Raw genomic sequence first — 18,808 nt, forward strand, 5'->3', positions numbered from 1 at the left:
CATTCCTCGCTTTTACCTGCAGCCGTGTCTGATCTGAGTCTGGAGGCTGCCTTAGGAAAAGCCCTTTCCACATGAAGGGAAGATGAACAAACCGAACCCCGCCGAAAAAAGCCCGTCGGACGCCGCGCAACGAAAAAAAGGGCCGGTTAGACCGGCCCTTTTCAGCATAAAATCATACGTTTTCTACTCCGCGGGCGGAAGCGCAAGCGGTTCGGCTTCCGGCGCGGACGGCACGATCGCCGCCTGCTTCTCGCGTTCGTCGAGAATCAGCTTGTCGCGCTTGACCGCGACTTCGCGGATCTTGGCCATCGACGCGCCGGTCCCTGCCGGGATCAGCCGGCCGACGATGACGTTTTCCTTGAGACCCTCGAGCGGATCCACCTTGCCGTTGACCGCGGCCTCGGTGAGCACGCGCGTGGTCTCCTGGAACGACGCCGCCGAGAAGAACGAACGGGTCTGCAGGCTCGCCTTGGTGATGCCGAGCAGAACCGGCGTCCCCGACGCGACCTTCTTGCCCTCTTCCTTGGCCTTGGCGTTGAGCCGGTCGAACTCGATCTTGTCGATCTGCTCGCCCGAGATCATGTCGGTCTCGCCCTGATCGGTAATCTCGACCTTCTGCAGCATCTGACGGACAATCACCTCGATGTGCTTGTCGTTGATGAGCACGCCCTGCAACCGGTAGACCTCCTGGATTTCGTTGACCAGATAGGCAGCGAGTTCCTCGATGCCCTTGATCGCCAGAATGTCGTGCGGCGCAGGGTTGCCTTCGACGATGAAGTCACCCTTCTCGACGATGTCGCCATCCTGCAGATGGATGTGCTTGCCCTTCGGAATGAGATACTCGCGAGCCTCCTCTTCCTTGTCGGCCGGCTCGATGGAGATGCGGCGCTTGTTCTTGTAGTCGCGGCCGAACCGGATGGTGCCGGCGATTTCCGCTATGATGGCCGCGTCCTTCGGCCTGCGGGCCTCGAACAGTTCGGCCACCCGCGGCAGACCGCCGGTGATGTCGCGTGTCTTGGCGCTCTCGGTCGAGATACGCGCAAGGATGTCGCCGGGCTTCACCTTGGCGCCGACGTCGACCGACAGAATCGCATCGACCGACAGCATGTAGCGGGCATCGCCGCCACGGGGCAGCTTCAGCACCTTGCCGTCCTTGCCCTTGATCACGATGGCCGGGCGCAGATCGGCTCCGCCGCGCGTACCGCGCCAGTCGATGACGATGCGCTTGGCGATACCGGTCGATTCGTCGAGCGTTTCGGAGATCGACTGACCTTCGATCAGGTCCTCGAATCCGATGGTGCCCTCCACCTCGGTCAGAACCGGCCGGGTGTACGGATCCCACTCTGCGATGCGCTGGCCGCGCTTGACGGTGTCGCCCTCGTCGACATGCATGCGCGCGCCATACTGGATACGGTGCGTCGCCCGCTCGGTGCCGTCCGCATCGACCACCGCGACAACCATGTTGCGCACCATCGCAACCAGATGACCCTCGCCGTTTCTCGCGATCGCCCTGTTCCTGATCGTGATCTTGCCGTCGAAGTTCGACTCGATCACCGACTGCTCGTTAATCTGCGCCGCGCCGCCGATGTGGAACGTGCGCATCGTGAGCTGCGTGCCGGGCTCGCCGATCGACTGCGCCGCGATGACGCCGACCGCCTCGCCGTGATTGACCGGCGTGCCGCGGGCCAGATCGCGGCCGTAGCACTTGCCGCAGATGCCGTTGACCAGTTCGCAGGTCAGCGCCGAGCGGATCTTGACCTCCTGGATGCCGGCCTTCGAGATCTGGTCGACATGGCTTTCCTCCATCAAGGTGTTGCGCTTGACCAGCACCTTGTTGCTCGCAGGATCGCGAATGTCCTCGCACGCCGTGCGGCCCAGGATACGCGATCCCAGCGACGCCACGACCGTGCCGGCGTCGACGATGGCGCGCATCTTGATGCCGAGCTTGGTGCCGCAGTCGTCCTGCGTGATGATGCAGTCCTGCGCGACGTCGACCAGACGGCGGGTCAGGTAGCCCGAATTCGCGGTCTTCAACGCGGTGTCCGCAAGGCCCTTGCGGGCGCCGTGGGTCGAGTTGAAGTATTCGAGAACCGACAGCCCCTCCTTGAAGTTGGAGATGATCGGCGTCTCGATGATCTCGCCCGAGGGCTTGGCCATCAGGCCGCGCATGCCGGCGAGCTGGCGCATCTGGGCCGGCGAACCGCGCGCGCCCGAATGCGCCATCATGTAGATCGAGTTGACCTGCGCCTCGACGCCCTTGGAGCTTTTCTTGACCGCCGAGATCTCCTTCATCATCTCCTTGGCGATTTCTTCCGTCGCCTTGGACCAGGCGTCGACGACCTTGTTGTACTTCTCGCCATGGGTGATCAGGCCGTCGTTGTATTGCTGCTCGAAATCCTTCGCCAGCGTGCGCGTGGTATCGACGATCTTCCACTTGCCGTGCGGAACGACCATGTCGTCCTTGCCGAACGAAATGCCGGCCTTGAACGCGTTGTAGAAGCCGAGCGCCATGATCCGGTCGCAGAAGATCACGGTCTCCTTCTGACCGCAGTGGCGATAGACCTGATCGATCACGCCCGAGATTTCCCGCTTGGTCATCAGCTTGTTGATGACGTCGAACGGGATCTTCGGCGACTTCGGCAGCACCTGGCCGAGCATGACGCGGCCGGCGGTGGTTTCGATCAGGCGCTTGGTCTGCTCGCCATCCTCGCCGATCACATCCCAGCGATACTTGATCCTGGTGTGCAGGTGGATGACCTTGGAATACAGCGCGTGCTCCAGCTCGGCCATGTCGCCGAACACCTTGCCTTCGCCGGGCAGGCCCTCGCGCATGATCGAGAGATAATAGAGACCGAGCACGATGTCCTGGCTGGGCACGATGATCGGCTGGCCGTTCGCCGGATGCAGGATATTGTTGGTCGACATCATCAGCACGCGCGCTTCCAACTGCGCTTCCAGCGACAGCGGAACGTGCACGGCCATCTGGTCGCCGTCGAAGTCGGCGTTGAAGGCGGCGCAGACCAGCGGGTGAAGCTGGATCGCCTTGCCCTCGATCAGCACCGGCTCGAACGCCTGGATGCCGAGACGATGCAGCGTCGGCGCGCGGTTCAGCAGCACCGGATGTTCGCGGATCACCTCGTCGAGGATATCCCAGACCTCGGGACGCTCCTTCTCGACCAGCTTCTTCGCCTGCTTCACCGTGGTGGACAGGCCCTTGGCGTCGAGCCGCGAATAGATGAACGGCTTGAACAGCTCCAGCGCCATCTTCTTCGGCAGGCCGCACTGGTGCAGCTTCAGTTCGGGGCCGACGACGATGACCGAGCGGCCGGAATAATCGACGCGCTTGCCGAGCAGGTTCTGGCGGAAGCGCCCCTGCTTGCCCTTCAGCATATCGGCGAGCGACTTCAGCGGACGCTTGTTGGCGCCGGTGATGACGCGGCCGCGGCGGCCGTTGTCGAACAGCGCATCGACCGCTTCCTGCAACATGCGCTTCTCGTTGCGGATGATGATGTCGGGCGCGCGAAGCTCCATCAGCCGCTTCAGGCGGTTGTTGCGGTTGATGACGCGGCGATACAGGTCGTTGAGGTCGGAGGTGGCGAAGCGGCCGCCATCGAGCGGCACCAGCGGACGCAGGTCCGGCGGAATCACCGGCACCACGGTGAGGATCATCCACTCCGGCTTGTTGCCGGAGAAGCGGAAGGCTTCGACAATCTTCAACCGCTTGGCGAGCTTCTTGTGCTTGATGTCGGACTCCGTCGCCTGCATCTCGGCGCGCAGTTCCGCTTCGAGCTTTTCGAGCTCAAGTCCCTTCAGCAGTTCGCGGATCGCTTCGGCGCCGATCATGGCGGTGAACGAGTCCTGGCCGTATTCGTCCTGCGCGCGGAGATATTCCTCTTCCGACAGCAACTGCCGGTCCTTGAGCGCGGTGAGGCCCGGCTCGAGAACGACGTAGTATTCGAAGTAGAGAATCCGCTCGAGGTCCTTCAGCGTCATGTCGAGCAGAAGGCCGATGCGCGAGGGCAGCGACTTCAGAAACCAGATGTGAGCAACCGGCGCGGCCAGCTCGATGTGGCCCATGCGCTCGCGCCGCACGCGCGACAGCGTCACCTCCACCGAGCACTTCTCGCAGATGATGCCCTTGTACTTCATCCGCTTGTACTTGCCGCACAGGCATTCGTAGTCCTTGATCGGCCCGAAGATGCGAGCGCAGAACAGGCCGTCGCGCTCCGGCTTGAAGGTGCGGTAGTTGATGGTCTCCGGCTTCTTGATCTCGCCGTAGGACCACGACAGAATCTTCTCCGGCGACGCGATCGAAATCCGGATCTGGTCGAAGACCTGGGCCGGGGTCGTCGGGTTGAAAAGATTCATGATCTCTTGGTTCATGGTATTCTCCTCGACACCGTTGGAGCGAAACTCCGCGGGTCGGTTAAATCTGGGCCTGTTCCCTCTCCCGCTTGCGGGGGAGGGTTAGGGAGGGAGCCGACTGCCAGAGCCCCCACCCGCCGGACATTCGTCCGGCGACCTCCCCCGCAAGCGGGAGAGGTGGAAACAAGCGTTACTCCGCCGCCTCCGCAGGCGTCGCGCCGCCGATCTTGGAATTGTGCAGATCGACATTGAGGCCCAGCGAGCGCATTTCCTTGACCAGCACGTTGAACGATTCCGGAATGCCGGCCTCGAAGGTGTCGTCGCCGCGCACGATGGCCTCATAGACCTTGGTGCGGCCGGCGACGTCGTCCGACTTCACCGTCAGCATTTCCTGGAGCGTGTACGCCGCGCCGTAAGCCTCCAGCGCCCACACCTCCATTTCGCCGAAACGCTGGCCGCCGAACTGCGCCTTGCCGCCCAGCGGCTGCTGGGTGACGAGCGAGTAAGGCCCGATCGAGCGCGCGTGGATCTTGTCGTCCACGAGGTGATGCAGCTTGAGCATGTAGATGTAGCCCACCGTCACCTTGCGATCGAACGGGTCGCCGGTCCGTCCGTCATAGACGGTGGACTGGCCCGACTTGTCCATGCCCGCCAGTTCGAGCATCTGCTCGATGTCGGTTTCCTTGGCGCCGTCGAACACCGGCGTCGCGATCGGCACGCCGCGGCTGAGATTGCGGCCGAGTTCGACGAGCTCATGATCGTTGAGCGACTTGATGGTCTCGTTGTCGCCGTAGACCTTCTTGAGCGTCTCCTTCAGCGGCTTGGTTTCCTGCTTCGCGCTGGCGAGATAGGCATCGACGGCCTGCCCGATCCGCCTGCCGAGGCCCGCACAGGCCCAGCCGAGATGCGTTTCGAGAATCTGGCCGACGTTCATGCGCGAGGGCACGCCGAGCGGGTTGAGCACGATGTCGGCATGGGTGCCGTCCTCGAGGAACGGCATGTCCTCGATCGGAACGATCTTCGACACCACACCCTTGTTGCCGTGACGGCCCGCCATCTTGTCGCCCGGCTGGATCTTGCGCTTCACCGCGACGAAGACCTTGACCATCTTCATCACGCCGGGCGGCAGTTCGTCGCCGCGCTGCAGCTTCTCGACCTTGTCGAGGAAGCGCTGTTCGAGGCCCTTCTTCGACTCGTCGTACTGCTTGCGCATGGCCTCGATCTCGGCCATCAGCTTGTCGTTCGGCGAGGCGAACAGCCACCACTGCGACTTCGGATGTTCCTCGAGCACCGACTTGGTGATCTTGGTGTCCTTCTTGAAACCTTTGGGACCGGCAATGCCCTGACGGTTCTCGAGAAGGTCAGCGAGGCGGCCGTAGACGTTGCGATCGAGAATCGCCTGCTCGTCGTCACGGTCCTTGGCAAGACGCTCGATTTCCTCGCGCTCGATCGCCAGCGCGCGCTCGTCCTTGTCGACGCCGTGACGGTTGAACACGCGCACTTCCACGATCGTGCCCTGCACGCCCGGAGGCACGCGAAGCGAGGTGTCGCGGACGTCGGAGGCCTTCTCGCCGAAGATCGCGCGCAAGAGTTTTTCTTCGGGCGTCATCGGGCTCTCGCCCTTCGGCGTGATCTTGCCGACCAGGATGTCGCCGGCGCGCACTTCCGCGCCGATGTAGACGATGCCGGCCTCGTCGAGGTTCTTCAGCGCCTCTTCGGAGACGTTCGGAATGTCGCGGGTGATTTCCTCGGGCCCCAGCTTGGTGTCGCGGGCCATCACCTCGAATTCCTCGATATGGATCGAGGTGAAGACGTCCTCCTTGACGATCCGCTCGGAAAGCAGGATCGAGTCCTCGAAGTTGTAGCCGTTCCACGGCATGAACGCGACCAGCACGTTGCGGCCGAGCGCAAGCTCGCCGAGATCGGTCGAGGGACCGTCGGCGATGATGTCGCCTTTCCTGACGATGTCGCCGACCTTCACCAGCGGACGCTGGTTGATGCAGGTCGACTGGTTGGAGCGCTGGTACTTCATGAGACGATAGATATCGACGCCCGACTTGGTCGGGTCGAGATCTTCCGTCGCGCGGATGACGACGCGGGTGGCGTCGATCTGGTCGATCACGCCGGAGCGGCGCGCCGCGATCGCAGCGCCCGAGTCGCGGGCGACCACGCCTTCCATGCCGGTGCCGACGAACGGCGCCTCGGCGCGCACCAGCGGCACCGCCTGACGCTGCATGTTCGAGCCCATCAGCGCGCGGTTGGCGTCGTCGTTCTCCAGGAACGGGATCAGCGCAGCGGCGACCGAGACGAGCTGCTTCGGCGACACGTCCATGAAGTCGACCTTGTCCGGCGTCACCGGCAGCACCTCGCCGGAATGGCGGCAGACCACGAGGTCCTCAGTGAAGCGGCCGCGGTTGTCGAGCGGCAGGTTGGCCTGCGCGACGTGATAGCGGCCCTCCTCCATCGCGGAGAGATAGACCACCTCGTCGGTGACGCGGCCGTCCTTCACCTTGCGATAGGGCGTCTCGACGAAGCCGTATTTGTTGACGCGCGCGAACGTCGCCAGCGAGTTGATGAGGCCGATGTTCGGACCTTCCGGCGTCTCGATCGGGCAGATGCGACCGTAATGCGTCGGATGCACGTCGCGCACCTCGAAGCCGGCGCGCTCGCGGGTCAGGCCGCCCGGTCCGAGCGCAGAGAGCCGCCGCTTGTGGGTGATCTCGCTGAGCGGATTCGTCTGGTCCATGAACTGCGAGAGCTGCGAGGAGCCGAAGAACTCGCGCACGGCTGCCGCCGCGGGCTTGGCGTTGATCAGGTCCTGCGGCATCACGGTGTCGATATCGACCGAGGACATTCGCTCCTTGATGGCGCGCTCCATGCGCAACAGGCCGACGCGATACTGGTTTTCCATCAGCTCGCCGACCGAACGCACGCGGCGGTTGCCGAGATGGTCGATGTCGTCGATCTCGCCCTTGCCGTCGCGCAAGTCGACCAGCGTCTTGATGACGGCGAGGATGTCTTCCTTGCGCAAGGTGCGATAGGTGTCCGGCGCGTCGAGGTCGAGGCGCATGTTCATCTTGACCCGGCCGACCGCGGACAGGTCATAGCGCTCGCTGTCGAAGAACAGCGACTGGAACATGTTCTGCGCCGAATCCAGCGTCGGCGGCTCGCCCGGGCGCATCACCCGGTAGATGTCGAACAGCGCATCCTCGCGCGTCATGTTCTTGTCGGCGGAAAGCGTGTTGCGAATGTAGGGACCGACGTTGACATGGTCGATGTCGAGCAGCGGCAACTCCTTGTAGCCCTGCTCGTTCAGCGCCTTCATCGACTTCTCGGTCAATTCCTCGCCGGCCTCGGCGTAGATTTCGCCGGTCTTCGGATTGACGAGGTCCTCGGCGAGATACATGCCGACCAGCTCCTCGTCGCTCATGCGCAGCGCCTTCAGCCCCTTCTCCTGGAGAAGGCGGGCGGCGCGGACCGTGAGCTTCTTGCCGGCCTCGAGCACGACCTTGCCGGTGTCGGCGTCGATCAGGTCGTTCAACGTGGAATAGCCGCGGAAGCGCACCGGGTCGTAGGGCACGCGCCAGCCTTCCGGATTGCCGCCGGACTTGGCGCGCTTGTAGATGATCTTCTTGTAGAACGTGCTCAGGATCTCCTCGCCGTCGAGGCCGAGGGCGAACATCAGCGACGTCACCGGAATCTTGCGGCGGCGGTCGATGCGCGCGAACACGATGTCCTTGGCGTCGAACTCGATGTCGAGCCACGAGCCGCGATAGGGAATGACGCGCGCGGCGAACAGCAGCTTGCCGGACGAATGGGTCTTGCCCTTGTCGTGATCGAAGAACACGCCGGGCGAGCGATGCATCTGCGAGACGATGACGCGCTCGGTGCCGTTGACGACGAAGGTGCCGTTCATGGTCATGAGCGGAATGTCGCCCATGTAGACGTCCTGCTCCTTGATGTCCTTCACCGACTTCGCGCCGGTTTCCTCGTCGATATCGAACACGATGAGGCGCAGCGTCACCTTCAGCGGGGCGGCATAGGTCATGCCGCGCTGGCGGCACTCGTCGACGTCGTACTTCGGCGCCTCGAACTCGTAGCGCACGAATTCGAGCTGCGAGGTGCCGGAAAAGTCGTTGATCGGAAACACCGACTTGAAGACCGCCTGCAGGCCCTCGTCGAGCCGGCCGCCGGGCGGTTCGTCGACCATCAGAAACTGATCGTAGGACGCCTTCTGAACCTCGATCAGGTTCGGCATCTCGGCGACTTCCCGGATATGCCCGAAGAACTTGCGAACCCGCTTGCGACCGGTGAACGTCTGCTGCACCATCGTGGCCTCTCATCTCGTCGCCCGGAGGGGCAAACCTTCCGAAGCGCGATCGACGTCGCCCCCGGGTTGAATCTCTGAACGCTCTCAAGAGCGGAACTCAAATGTCAGGACTTGAATCCTGAAATGGAACGCCAGGCTCGCAGAACGCAAAACGACGTGCTGGGTGCATGCGTACACCCAGCCCGTCAAAACCATCTCCAAACGGACCGAAAAAGCCCGAAATCGCTGCTCTCCCAACGGCTTATGAAGGAACGCCGCCGTTCCCGCCATCCGCCGTGCTTTCGTGCTGCCACCCGATATGGGACGGCAATCGTGGAGATTCGAGGGGCGTTCCCCTGAATTTCCACACTTTTCTGTGTACAACAGACCGAGCCCGGGCCCGGCGGCTGTGCCCGGCGAGGGCGATTGCGCCCGTCCGGAAATCCCGTTCACCCTCACCCCCGTCATGGCCGGGCTTGACCCGGCCATCCACGTCTTGGGGCGATCCCCAGGTCTCGCTACAGGTCTCGCTACGCTCGCCGAATTGACGAAGAGACCCGGATTTCGCTGGAGTAACCTCTCCATCCTCGTCATGGCCGGGCTTGACCCGGCCATCCACGTCTTTGGTGAGGCCGATCCCCGGATCGCGCTCGGCTCCGCCTCGCTTGTCCGGGGATGGAATTTCGTAATCGCCGGCTGCGCCGTGATTACTTCAATTCCACCTTGGCGCCGGCCTTCTCGAGCTGGGCCTTGATCTTCTCGGCTTCGTCCTTGGCAACGCCTTCCTTGACCGGCTTCGGCGCACCTTCGACCAGATCCTTGGCTTCCTTGAGGCCGAGGCCGGTAATGGCGCGAACTTCCTTGATGACCTCGATCTTCTTGTCGCCCGCGGCTGCGAGCACGACGGTGAACTCGGTCTTCTCTTCGGCGGCCGGAGCGCCACCGCCGGCGCCCGGCGCAGCCGCGACAGCCACGGCGGCGGCGGCCGACACGCCCCACTTCTCCTCGAGCAGCTTCGCCAGTTCGGCAGCCTCGAGCACGGTCAGCGCCGAGAGGTCGTCAACAATCTTCTGCAGATCAGCCATCGATATATTCCTTTAACGTATTCGGTTCGAACCAGATTTGACTTGCGAAGGGCCTTACGCCGCTTCGTCCTTAGAGGCATAGGCCTGGACAACGCGCGCGAGCTTGGCCGCGGGCGCCGTCGAGAGCTGGGCGATCTTGGTGGCCGGCGCGACCAGAAGGCCGACCAGCTTGCCGCGCAGTTCGTCGAGTGACGGCAGCGAGGCGAGCGCCTTCACTCCGTTCACGTCCAGCACGGTTTTGCCCATCGAGCCGCCGAGCACGACGAAGTTCTCGTTCGTCTTGGCGAATTCGACGGCGACCTTCGGCGCCGCCACCGGATCGCTGGAAGTCGCGATCACGGTCGGGCCCTTCAAAAGGGCGCCGATGGCAACGACGTCTGTGCCTTCAAGAGCGATTTTGGCGAGACGGTTCTTCGAGACCTTCACCGACGCGCCCGCCTGCTTCATCTGCTTGCGCAGGGTCTGCATCTGGGCCACCGTGAGGCCGGAATAGTGAGCAACGATCGCGACGCCCGTAGACTTGAAAGTCTCGTTGAGCTGTTCGACCGCTTCTTTTTTTGCCGCTCGTTCCACAGCAAGCTCTTTCCGTTTGGCGGCCTTTGCCTCGAGGCTGGGACCGCCGGGTTATACCCATCGTCCAGCCCGGATCCTGATCCCGAGACCGGCTTCGAGATACCGGTCTCAAGACACGCCGGGCGTGACGACATTCAGTAGCCTGCCCTCCCGCTTCCAGCGGCCTCACGGCCAAAGAGCACGGGGTGTCGAGGTTCGAACCCAATCTGCTGCCTTCCGCTCATAGCGCGGAAAGCGAAATCCGGTCTTCACCCGTCTATGCAGGCCATGCAATTAAGCCGTTGGACTAACTTGCGTTTGCCTCGGGCGCCTGCAGTCTCGGACAGGATGAGGTCGACAACGTCGTCCCTGACGGGACGACCGAAGACCCCGTTCGCACCGTTGACCCAGCAAAATTGACGCCCCGTCCTCCCGAACCATCCGAATGGACATGCGGGAAGGCAAGACTCCTATCTCGTTGGATTTTTGGAATGCGAACACGGACATGCGAGCGCAAGCCAGCACGTCCGGAGCGCGGTGTTTAACGAATCTTTGCTGCATTGCCAAGTCCTAAATCATGCAATTTTCCGGCCAGCTTCGATCCGGACAAAATATCGCATCCCGCATCGGCCAGCATCAGCGACGCCAAGGACGGCGCGGCAGGCGATGTCGGCATCGCAGGCATCGCAAATAAAAAGGCGGGCCCGGAAACTCCGAGTCCCGCCTTCATTCGCCGCAGCGGTCCCGGCCTCAGCCGAGCACGGTTCCCGGCTCGACCTTGACGCCCGGACCCATGGTCGAGGACACCGCGATGCGCTGGATATAGGTGCCCTTGGCGCCGGCGGGCTTCGCCTTCGCCACCGCGTCCGCCAGCGCCTTGATATTCTCGACGAGTTTCTCCTCCGAGAACGACGCCTTGCCAATGCCGGCCTGCACGATGCCGGCTTTCTCGACGCGGAATTCCACCGAACCGCCCTTGGCGCCCTTCACGGCGCCGGCGACGTCCATCGTCACGGTGCCGATCTTCGGATTCGGCATCATGCCGCGCGGGCCGAGCACCTTACCCAAACGGCCGACCAGCGGCATCATGTCCGGCGTGGCGATGCAGCGATCGAAGTCGATCGTGCCGCCCTGCACCTTTTCAACGAGGTCCTCCGCGCCGACGACGTCGGCTCCAGCGGCCTTGGCTTCGTCGGCCTTGGCGCCGCGCGCGAACACGCCGACGCGTAGCGTGCGGCCGGTGCCGTTCGGCAGGCTGACGACGCCGCGCACCATCTGGTCGGCATGGCGCGGATCGACGCCGAGGTTCATCGCGATCTCGATGGTCTCGTCGAATTTCGATTTGGCGCGCTCCTTGACCAGCTTGATGGCCTCGGCGATCGGATAAAGCTTCTCCCGATCAATGCCTTCGCGAGCCTTCTTCAAACGTTTTCCGGTTGCCATGGTTGGTTACTCCGCCACCTGAAGGCCCATCGAGCGGGCGGAGCCCTCGACCATGCTCATGGCCGATTCGACGGTGTCGCAATTGAGGTCCTTCATCTTCTTCTCGGCGATCTCGCGCACCTGCGCCTTGGTCACCTTGCCGGCGGAATCACGGCCCGGCGCCTTGGAGCCGGACTGGATCTTCGCCGCCTGCTTGAGGAAGTAGGACATCGGCGGGGTCTTCATCTCGAAGGTGAAGGAACGATCGGCGTAGATCGTAATCACCACCGGAATCGGCGTGTTCTTTTCTTCCTTCTGCGTCTGGGCGTTGAACGCCTTGCAGAATTCCATGATGTTGAGGCCGCGCTGACCAAGCGCGGGGCCGATCGGCGGCGACGGGTTCGCCGCACCGGCCGGCACCTGCAATTTCAGGTATCCGGTCACTTTCTTTGCCATGCGTCACTCCTGTTGGTGGTTGCGGCTCGAACGGCTGGCGACCGCCCTCACCTCCCACGGCTTTCCGCGGAAATCCCTTCCGCACGTCATGGCCGGGCTTGTCCCGGCCATCCACGTCTTCACAACCATTCCGCGCCAATTCAAAGACGCGGATGCCCGGCACGAGGCAGGGCATGACGGCTAAACCTTCTCGACCTGACCGAACTCCAGTTCCACCGGCGTCGCACGACCGAAGATCGACACCGCGACCTTCACGCGCGAGCGCGCCTCGTCGATTTCCTCCACCACGCCGGAGAACGACGCGAACGGGCCGTCGGCCACGCGGACATTCTCGCCGATCTCGAACGACACCGACGCCTTGGGCCGCTCCACGCCTTCCTGCACCTGGTGCATGATGCGCATGGCCTCGGCTTCCGAAATCGGCATCGGCTTGTTCTCGGCGCCGAGGAAGCCCGTGACTTTCGGGGTGTTCTTGATGAGATGAAACGCCTCGTCGGTGAGGTTCATCTTCACCAGCACGTAACCCGGGAAGAACTTGCGCTCGGTATCGACCTTGCGGCCGCGCCGGACTTCCGTGACCTTCTCGGTCGGCACCAGCACCTGCTCGAAAAGGTCCTCAAGCCCGCGCTGCTTGGCCTGCTCGCGGATGGATTCCGAGACCTTCTTTTCGAAATTCGAATAGGCGTGGACGATATACCAGCGCATGCTCATGGTTCAGTTCCGTGCGCGTGTCGTTCGCGCTGTGTCATTTAATGAAAGTCGAGCACGAACGTGATGAAAACGCGGATAATTTGATCCGAGAAAAAGAAGAAGATCGACGCCAGCGCCACCATCAGGAACACCATGATCGTCGTGACCGTGGTCTCCCGGCGCGACGGCCAGGTGACTTTCGCGGTCTCGGTGCGTACTTCCTGCAGGAATTTGAACAGGCTGAAAGCCATCGTCGATGATCCGCGTTGGTTTGCCGGTCTGGGTTCGAATATCCGGGCAGCCTCTCTCGCACGCCCACCCCTCTGTTTGAGGGTAGCCGCCCTGCGGGCTCGACTGTCCGGGAAATTCAATGCCGCGTCGGATATCCGTCAAATCGGGCCGACAGCAGGTGGCGCTATCTACTGCCCTCGGCCGGAAAGGTCAAGGGCACGGCCTGCCACGCGCCGTTCAGCAACGTGCTGCGGTGCCGGCCGCAAGACACGGATATTTCTACGGATTAGCTGGCAGGAGTGGCAGGGCTCGAACCTGCGACCCCCGGTTTTGGAGACCGGTGCTCTACCAATTGAGCTACACTCCTAGCGGGTGCCTCTATAGCGAACGCAAAACGCCCCGTCAGCCCTAAAAATGGGTCGACGTATCGAGAATCAGAAAGTCGAACGCAACGAGACGGATGTTTCGGCCCGTTCATCTGCTTATCTCTTTCGACTGCCATCACCCGCGAATGGGGGCGTATTGCCTCGATCGTCGACCCGGTATTGAGTGTGGGTCCTTACAACAAGGAGCGCTCACCTCTAGAATGGGAGCGATGGACGATCAGGAGCCACAATGACCGCCGACCAATCACCACAGGCGAACGACAAACCACACGACGAGGCAGCCGCCTGGGTGCTGAAAAACCGTGACATCAACCAAAGCGCGCACGAAGCCCGCGCATTTGAAGCGTGGCTCGACCATAGCCCCGAGAACAGAACAGCCTATGAGGAGGCCGAGCGGCGGGCAGGCAAAGCCGGGACGGCCCGGACGGGTCAAGCCGGGACGGTCGACAAACCGCGCAGTAACGCCGCCAAGATCATTGCCGTCGCGATTCTCCTCGCAGCGCTCGCCGGCGGCGCCTTCATGCTGCTGCATGGATGATCGGGTCCGCCGTCCCGTCGGCATCGCTTTGGAAGCCGCGTGAGATGCGGAAGAGCCGCTGTGGATCCCCCGGTCGCAACTTCGGGGCTGTGCCGGCACTGTGGCAACAGCACACCACAGCCGTTCGCAGAAAAACGGAGGCATCGATTTACGCTTGTTTCACCGGGCAAAACTAGACTTCCAACCAGAACCCGGCCGCAAGTTCGGCCCCGAGACAACTTCGGGCGGCGGCGCAACGTCAGGAGTATCCGATGGTATTCGTGACCTTCATGATGGCATTGGCAACGGCTGCGTTCTACGGCGCCGGCAACTATGGCATCGGCGCCGATCAACTGTGCTATTACGGCGCGACATTTTGCGTCCACCCGGACTGGCTGGCGATCGCGACCCTGTTGCTGGTGATCTGGACGCTGTTCTTGAGGGTCGACCGCATTTGATGGATGCGGAATCGCTGCGTGTTTCGCACAAAAAAGGCCGGCTGCGCGCCGGCCTTTTTGTCGGATATCGTATCGCCTGATCCGACGCGAGCCGCGCCGATCTGACGCCGGTCTCAATAATGAGGCGCCGGAGGGCCACCCCAGCCAAAGCGATAGTTCACGCCGGCCTTCACGGTATGCTCGTCGTTGCGGAAGCTGGCTCCGACGACGTCGGCAGGCGAACCCGCGGCGAACGTCGTCTTGCCGAAATTGTAGTACTGATATTCCACCTTGGCGGACCAGTTCGGCGCGAACATGTATTCGAGACCGGCGCCGATCGTATAGCCGTCATCACGATTTCCGGTGGTCGCGAAAGACTGCGGAACGCCCGCGGCATCGGTGATGCCGAGCTTGCTGTCGCGGAACGCATAACCGCCCTTGGCGTACAACAGCGCCGGTCCCCAGGTGTAGCCGAGCCGGCCGGTCACCGAGCCAAGACCGCGATCGTTGCTCGTCACAACGCTGCCGCCTCCCGGAAAGACCACGCCGCCGTTGTTGTTGGCGAGCCAGCTATACTGGGCCTCCACGCCGAGCACCCAGTTGTTCGCGAACTGATAATCGGCGCCGCCCTGAACGCCGCCGAGGAAGCGGCCATCGCTTCCGCCGAGGCTGCTATCGCCGCCGAACGCGCCGCCGAGATGGCCGCCCACGTAGAATCCGGTCCAGTTGTAGACAGCCTGTGTCGGCGTATAGGGCGGCGGCGCTTTGGTATAGGTTCGCGGCGGAAGATCAGCCGCGAGCGCCGGAGCGGCGAAAGCTGCGACGGCCGCCGCCGCGAACAAGAATCTCTTCATGACGGGTTTCCCCCTTTTTGTCGGATGCCACCATCGTCAAACAACGTGGCGCGAATTTGGTTGCCCAAAGGCAGCCGTGTTGCAGTGATCGTCCGCAACCGTGATGCGCGGGCAACATTCACGGCCCCATGTAGGCTCTCTCGGCCGGAAAACCAGCAGCGGGCGCAAGACCAGCATTCTGGCCGGTCGTCCTCCCTGTCGTGAGGTTCCGGGCTCTCCGAAATGTGATCCCGGCTCTCGGCTTACCGCGTCAGCTTTTCCAGTTCGGGAAACGGCGCGTAGACGGCCCCCGCGCAGACCTCGCCGGCATTCTCGATCATGCGGTCGAGCCGTGCATCGACATATACCACCGCGCGCTGCACCACACCGCCGTAGCTGCCGTCGATCTCGCGGGCATTGTAACGGAGACAGCTCACATAGCGCAGCCGGCCGCCGACGGTACGCTGAGCCGGCGCGGCCATCGCGGCGTCGCGAACGCCAACAGGATTGTTGAGGTAGGTTCTGAGAAACGCGAGGATCTGAGCGCGGTAGTCCGCCGGAAACGGCTGATCGGCGATACCGCGATCATCGGTGTAGACCATCTCGCCCTTATCGCCGCCATCGGTCACGCAGGCAGCAAGCGACGACGCCAACAAGACGACCATTGCGAATTTAGAAGATCCCCCCAACTTCGGTCTCGTCTCTCCGCTTCCCCGGAAAGCTCTTAGACCGTCCGCAGCCGGAAGGAAATTCGCAATTCAGTTATCGGTGATTAAGTGCGGGTCGAGCTTGCAGCGACCGGCGATCGATCGCCGCAAGCCATGACCGCACCGCGTAACGGAATCAGTGGTGGTGTTTGTGGAAATGACGATGGCGATGAACGTGCCGGCGGGGATGATGGTGATGGCGTCCCATCTTGGCGTTGGCATTCAGCACATTCGACTTGAGGGTCGCCGACTTGGTGGCCGGGGCATGGCTTGTGCGGGCGGTGCCGGCCATCGCGGGCGCAACAAGCACGGAAGCGGCGAGCAGCGCGGCGGAAATCGTTTTCAGCATGGTGGTCTCCTTGGAGATTGATACCGAGGTGTCCGGCCGGGTGGCCGGATCCCCGGATTCACGCGGGCCACGATGGGACCGCCCCGCTGAACGAGGGCTGAATGCGGCAGCAGCCGCTGTTCATCCGGATGAATGGCTGGTCATATTGGCGTCGCCGGTTGCCTGGAATAAGTTCGCATTACGGACCGCAGCGGAATACGAAAGGCCGTTCGGCGCAGATCTTGTCGCATCCGCTAACCATGGAGAGATCGGAGTCTCGACACGCGACCGCGAAACGCGGTTAAGTCTCGCCTCGACACCCGCCGGCACCGCCGGAGACAAACGAGCACGTCATCAGCCCGGCATGAGCTTGCAATTATCATGACCTCACCCCGATCCCATGACCGGATCGCGTTCGTCGCGGGCGCAAGCCCCGAAGCCCAGCAGGCGCTGACGGAGCTGGTCGCGATTTACGGCAATCACGATCCCGCGGATGCCGATGTGCTGGTCGCGCTCGGCGGCGACGGATTGATGCTGCAAACGCTGCATCAGAACATGCGGTCGGGCAAGCCGATCTACGGCATGCACCGCGGCACCGTCGGCTTTCTGATGAACGAATACAGCCGGCACGATCTGCACGCCCGCCTCGCTGCCGCGACCGAGACCGTGATCCACCCGCTGCTGATGCGCGCGACCGATATCCACGGTGGAGTGCACATCCACCATGCCATCAACGAAGTCTCGCTGTTTCGCCAGGCCCATCAGGCCGCTCGGCTGCGCATCCTGATCGACGAGCGCGAACGCATGGCGGAGCTTATCGCCGACGGCGTCATGGTCGCGACGCCGGCCGGCTCGACCGCCTATAATCTTTCGGCGCAGGGACCGATCCTGCCGATCAACGCGGCGCTGCTGGCGCTGACGCCGATCAGCCCCTTCCGTCCGCGGCGCTGGCGCGGCGCGCTGTTGCCGAACACCGCCGTCGTGGTGATCGAGGTGCTTGAAGATGAAAAGCGCCCGGTGGCCGCCGTTGCCGACCACGACGAGGCCCGCGACGTCCGCCGCGTCGAGATCCTGTCCGACAAGACGATTTCGATGCGGATGCTGTTCGATCCGGGCCACAGCCTGGAGGAGCGAATCCTGCGCGAGCAGTTCGGCTATTAAACCCGTCTGCCCCCTTTTCGGGAGAGGAAGAACGGCAACCATTCGTTAACGGCGACGGCATATAGTTAACGTCGGGTATATCGGATCCGCTCCCGCACCATGTACGGCATCGACTTCAACAAGCTGCGGTTTCTCGTTTGCGACGACAATGCGCATATGCGCCGCATTCTGCGCACCCTGCTGCATTCGTTCGGCGCGCGCGAAGTCTACGAGGCCGAGGACGGCGCCACCGCCCTCGAAATGTACACCCATTACGTTCCCGATATCGTCATCACCGACTGGGCAATGCCGATCTTCGACGGCATCGAGCTCGCACAGATGATCCGCCAGCCCGAGTCGAAAGGAAATCCGTTCGCCCCGATCATCATGCTGACCGGACATTCGGAGAAGCGCCGCGTCACCGTTGCGCGCGACGCCGGCGTCACCGAATTCCTGGCGAAGCCGATTTCGGCCAAGGGCCTCTATCAGCGAATCCTCAACGTCGTGGTCTCGCCGCGGCCGTTCATCAAGACCAAGAACTATTTCGGCCCGGATCGTCGGCGCAACACCAGCAACGCCTATATCGGCCCCGAGCGTCGCGGCACCAAGGAGCCCGATATCATTGCACAGCCGTCGCTGCTGGATAAGGCCCGGGCCCCCGGCTAACGAGGCGCAGCGCATGCAGAAGGACGAACCTCCCGGGCTGAAGGTCGAGACATTCGCCGACCATCACGTCATCACGCCGCCCAATCGGCTGCGCAAAGTGATGCGGCTCGTCGACGAGAAGAATTTCGACGACCCGGTCGCGCGCGCCGAGAAGGCGCTGGCGGGATTGTCCAACGAATTCTCCAAATGGATGGCGATCGAACGGGACCGCCTTGCCGCCGCCCACGCGGCCATTCTCCAGGATGGATTCACACCGGCCGCGCGCGACGAACTGTTTCGCGCCGCGCACGACATCAAGGGCGACGCCGCAACTTTCGGCTATCCCTTCGCCGCAGCCGGTGCCGAAAGCCTCTGCCGGATCATCGAACATTCGCCGGCCCTCGACCGCGTGCCTGCGGAATTGATCGCTTATCACATCAACGCGATCCAGGCGATCGTGCGCGAGCACACGACCCCCGGCACCGAGGCCATGGCGCAGGAGATCAACCGCAAACTGCGCCTCGTTGCCGACGAATATCTCGCCGCAGTCAATCGTGACCGGCCCGAGCATCTCGAAGCCATCTTCACGCCGAGCATCGCGCCGGTGGAATAGAACGTTTTCAAGCGAAGTGGCTATCGGTTCGCGTCAAGACAACGCGTCAAATCAAACCATGAGCCCCGCTTCTGATTCCGTTGGAAGCGGAA

At 62.8% G+C, this 18,808-nt stretch carries 17 protein-coding genes and 1 tRNA gene; 5 read left to right on the top strand and 13 right to left on the bottom strand.

Annotated features, from left to right (window positions below; genetic code table 11):
- Window positions 1-183: 183 nt before the first annotated feature.
- The 10 genes from rpoC to ACMDCM_RS07710 form a co-directional block, all read right to left on the bottom strand.
- Window positions 184-4,383 carry a DNA-directed RNA polymerase subunit beta' gene (rpoC, locus tag ACMDCM_RS07665; protein WP_412773008.1) on the bottom strand — a complete coding sequence of 1,400 codons (4,200 nt, stop codon included), beginning with the start codon at window positions 4,381-4,383 and terminating at the stop codon, window positions 184-186.
- 172 nt (window positions 4,384-4,555) lie between these two features.
- Window positions 4,556-8,695, bottom strand: a complete 4,140-nt coding sequence (gene rpoB, locus ACMDCM_RS07670; RefSeq protein ID WP_412773009.1) for a DNA-directed RNA polymerase subunit beta — start codon at window positions 8,693-8,695, stop codon at window positions 4,556-4,558.
- Window positions 8,696-9,381: 686 nt separating this feature from the next.
- On the bottom strand, window positions 9,382-9,759 hold the full coding sequence (gene rplL / locus ACMDCM_RS07675) for a 50S ribosomal protein L7/L12 (RefSeq protein WP_412773010.1): 378 nt from the start codon (window positions 9,757-9,759) through the stop codon (window positions 9,382-9,384).
- Between the two features lie 54 nt (window positions 9,760-9,813).
- A complete protein-coding gene (rplJ, locus tag ACMDCM_RS07680) occupies window positions 9,814-10,332 on the bottom strand; it encodes a 50S ribosomal protein L10 (RefSeq protein WP_412773011.1) in 519 nt (172 codons plus the stop codon).
- A gap of 520 nt (window positions 10,333-10,852) precedes the next feature.
- Window positions 10,853-11,041, bottom strand: a complete 189-nt coding sequence (locus ACMDCM_RS07685; RefSeq protein ID WP_412773012.1) for a hypothetical protein — start codon at window positions 11,039-11,041, stop codon at window positions 10,853-10,855.
- A gap of 20 nt (window positions 11,042-11,061) precedes the next feature.
- Window positions 11,062-11,754, bottom strand: a complete 693-nt coding sequence (rplA, locus tag ACMDCM_RS07690) for a 50S ribosomal protein L1 (protein WP_292695905.1) — start codon at window positions 11,752-11,754, stop codon at window positions 11,062-11,064.
- 6 nt (window positions 11,755-11,760) lie between these two features.
- On the bottom strand, window positions 11,761-12,189 hold the full coding sequence (gene rplK / locus ACMDCM_RS07695; protein ID WP_079446311.1) for a 50S ribosomal protein L11: 429 nt from the start codon (window positions 12,187-12,189) through the stop codon (window positions 11,761-11,763).
- A 180-nt stretch (window positions 12,190-12,369) separates the two neighbouring features.
- Window positions 12,370-12,900 (bottom strand): transcription termination/antitermination protein NusG, encoded by a 531-nt coding sequence (nusG, locus tag ACMDCM_RS07700; protein ID WP_009797155.1) that lies wholly within the window; start codon window positions 12,898-12,900, stop codon window positions 12,370-12,372.
- Between the two features lie 38 nt (window positions 12,901-12,938).
- A complete protein-coding gene (gene secE, locus ACMDCM_RS07705) occupies window positions 12,939-13,130 on the bottom strand; it encodes a preprotein translocase subunit SecE (protein WP_412773013.1) in 192 nt (63 codons plus the stop codon).
- Window positions 13,131-13,401: 271 nt separating this feature from the next.
- Window positions 13,402-13,477 (bottom strand) — tRNA-Trp (locus ACMDCM_RS07710).
- A gap of 248 nt (window positions 13,478-13,725) precedes the next feature.
- Between ACMDCM_RS07710 and ACMDCM_RS07715 the strand changes: the two genes are divergently transcribed.
- The gene (locus tag ACMDCM_RS07715; protein WP_412773014.1) at window positions 13,726-14,034 is read left to right on the top strand and encodes a FecR/PupR family sigma factor regulator; all 309 of its coding nucleotides are present in this window, start codon (window positions 13,726-13,728) and stop codon (window positions 14,032-14,034) included.
- A gap of 251 nt (window positions 14,035-14,285) precedes the next feature.
- Window positions 14,286-14,471 carry a hypothetical protein gene (locus ACMDCM_RS07720; RefSeq protein ID WP_412773015.1) on the top strand — a complete coding sequence of 62 codons (186 nt, stop codon included), beginning with the start codon at window positions 14,286-14,288 and terminating at the stop codon, window positions 14,469-14,471.
- 113 nt (window positions 14,472-14,584) lie between these two features.
- Here the strand turns inward: ACMDCM_RS07720 and ACMDCM_RS07725 are convergent, their stop codons facing one another.
- The 3 genes from ACMDCM_RS07725 to ACMDCM_RS07735 form a co-directional block, all read right to left on the bottom strand.
- The gene (locus tag ACMDCM_RS07725) at window positions 14,585-15,304 is read right to left on the bottom strand and encodes an outer membrane protein (protein WP_412773016.1); all 720 of its coding nucleotides are present in this window, start codon (window positions 15,302-15,304) and stop codon (window positions 14,585-14,587) included.
- A gap of 242 nt (window positions 15,305-15,546) precedes the next feature.
- Window positions 15,547-15,948, bottom strand: a complete 402-nt coding sequence (locus tag ACMDCM_RS07730) for a hypothetical protein (protein ID WP_412773017.1) — start codon at window positions 15,946-15,948, stop codon at window positions 15,547-15,549.
- A 178-nt stretch (window positions 15,949-16,126) separates the two neighbouring features.
- Entirely contained in the window at window positions 16,127-16,339 is a 213-nt protein-coding gene (locus tag ACMDCM_RS07735; RefSeq protein WP_412773018.1) for a His-rich protein BRANT, read from the bottom strand.
- 360 nt (window positions 16,340-16,699) lie between these two features.
- On the opposite strand from ACMDCM_RS07735, the gene ACMDCM_RS07740 reads away from it, so the two are divergent.
- The 3 genes from ACMDCM_RS07740 (at window position 16,700) to ACMDCM_RS07750 (ending at window position 18,716) form a co-directional block, all read left to right on the top strand.
- Window positions 16,700-17,479: an NAD kinase gene (locus ACMDCM_RS07740; protein ID WP_412773019.1), complete on the top strand. Its 780-nt coding sequence runs from the start codon at window positions 16,700-16,702 to the stop codon at window positions 17,477-17,479.
- A 99-nt stretch (window positions 17,480-17,578) separates the two neighbouring features.
- On the top strand, window positions 17,579-18,124 hold the full coding sequence (locus ACMDCM_RS07745; RefSeq protein ID WP_412773020.1) for a response regulator: 546 nt from the start codon (window positions 17,579-17,581) through the stop codon (window positions 18,122-18,124).
- A 13-nt stretch (window positions 18,125-18,137) separates the two neighbouring features.
- On the top strand, window positions 18,138-18,716 hold the full coding sequence (locus ACMDCM_RS07750) for an Hpt domain-containing protein (RefSeq protein ID WP_412773021.1): 579 nt from the start codon (window positions 18,138-18,140) through the stop codon (window positions 18,714-18,716).
- The last annotated feature ends 92 nt before the right edge of the window (window positions 18,717-18,808 follow it).

Origin of the sequence: Nitrobacter sp., from assembly GCF_047149785.1 — a bacterium.
GTDB lineage: Bacteria > Pseudomonadota > Alphaproteobacteria > Rhizobiales > Xanthobacteraceae > Nitrobacter.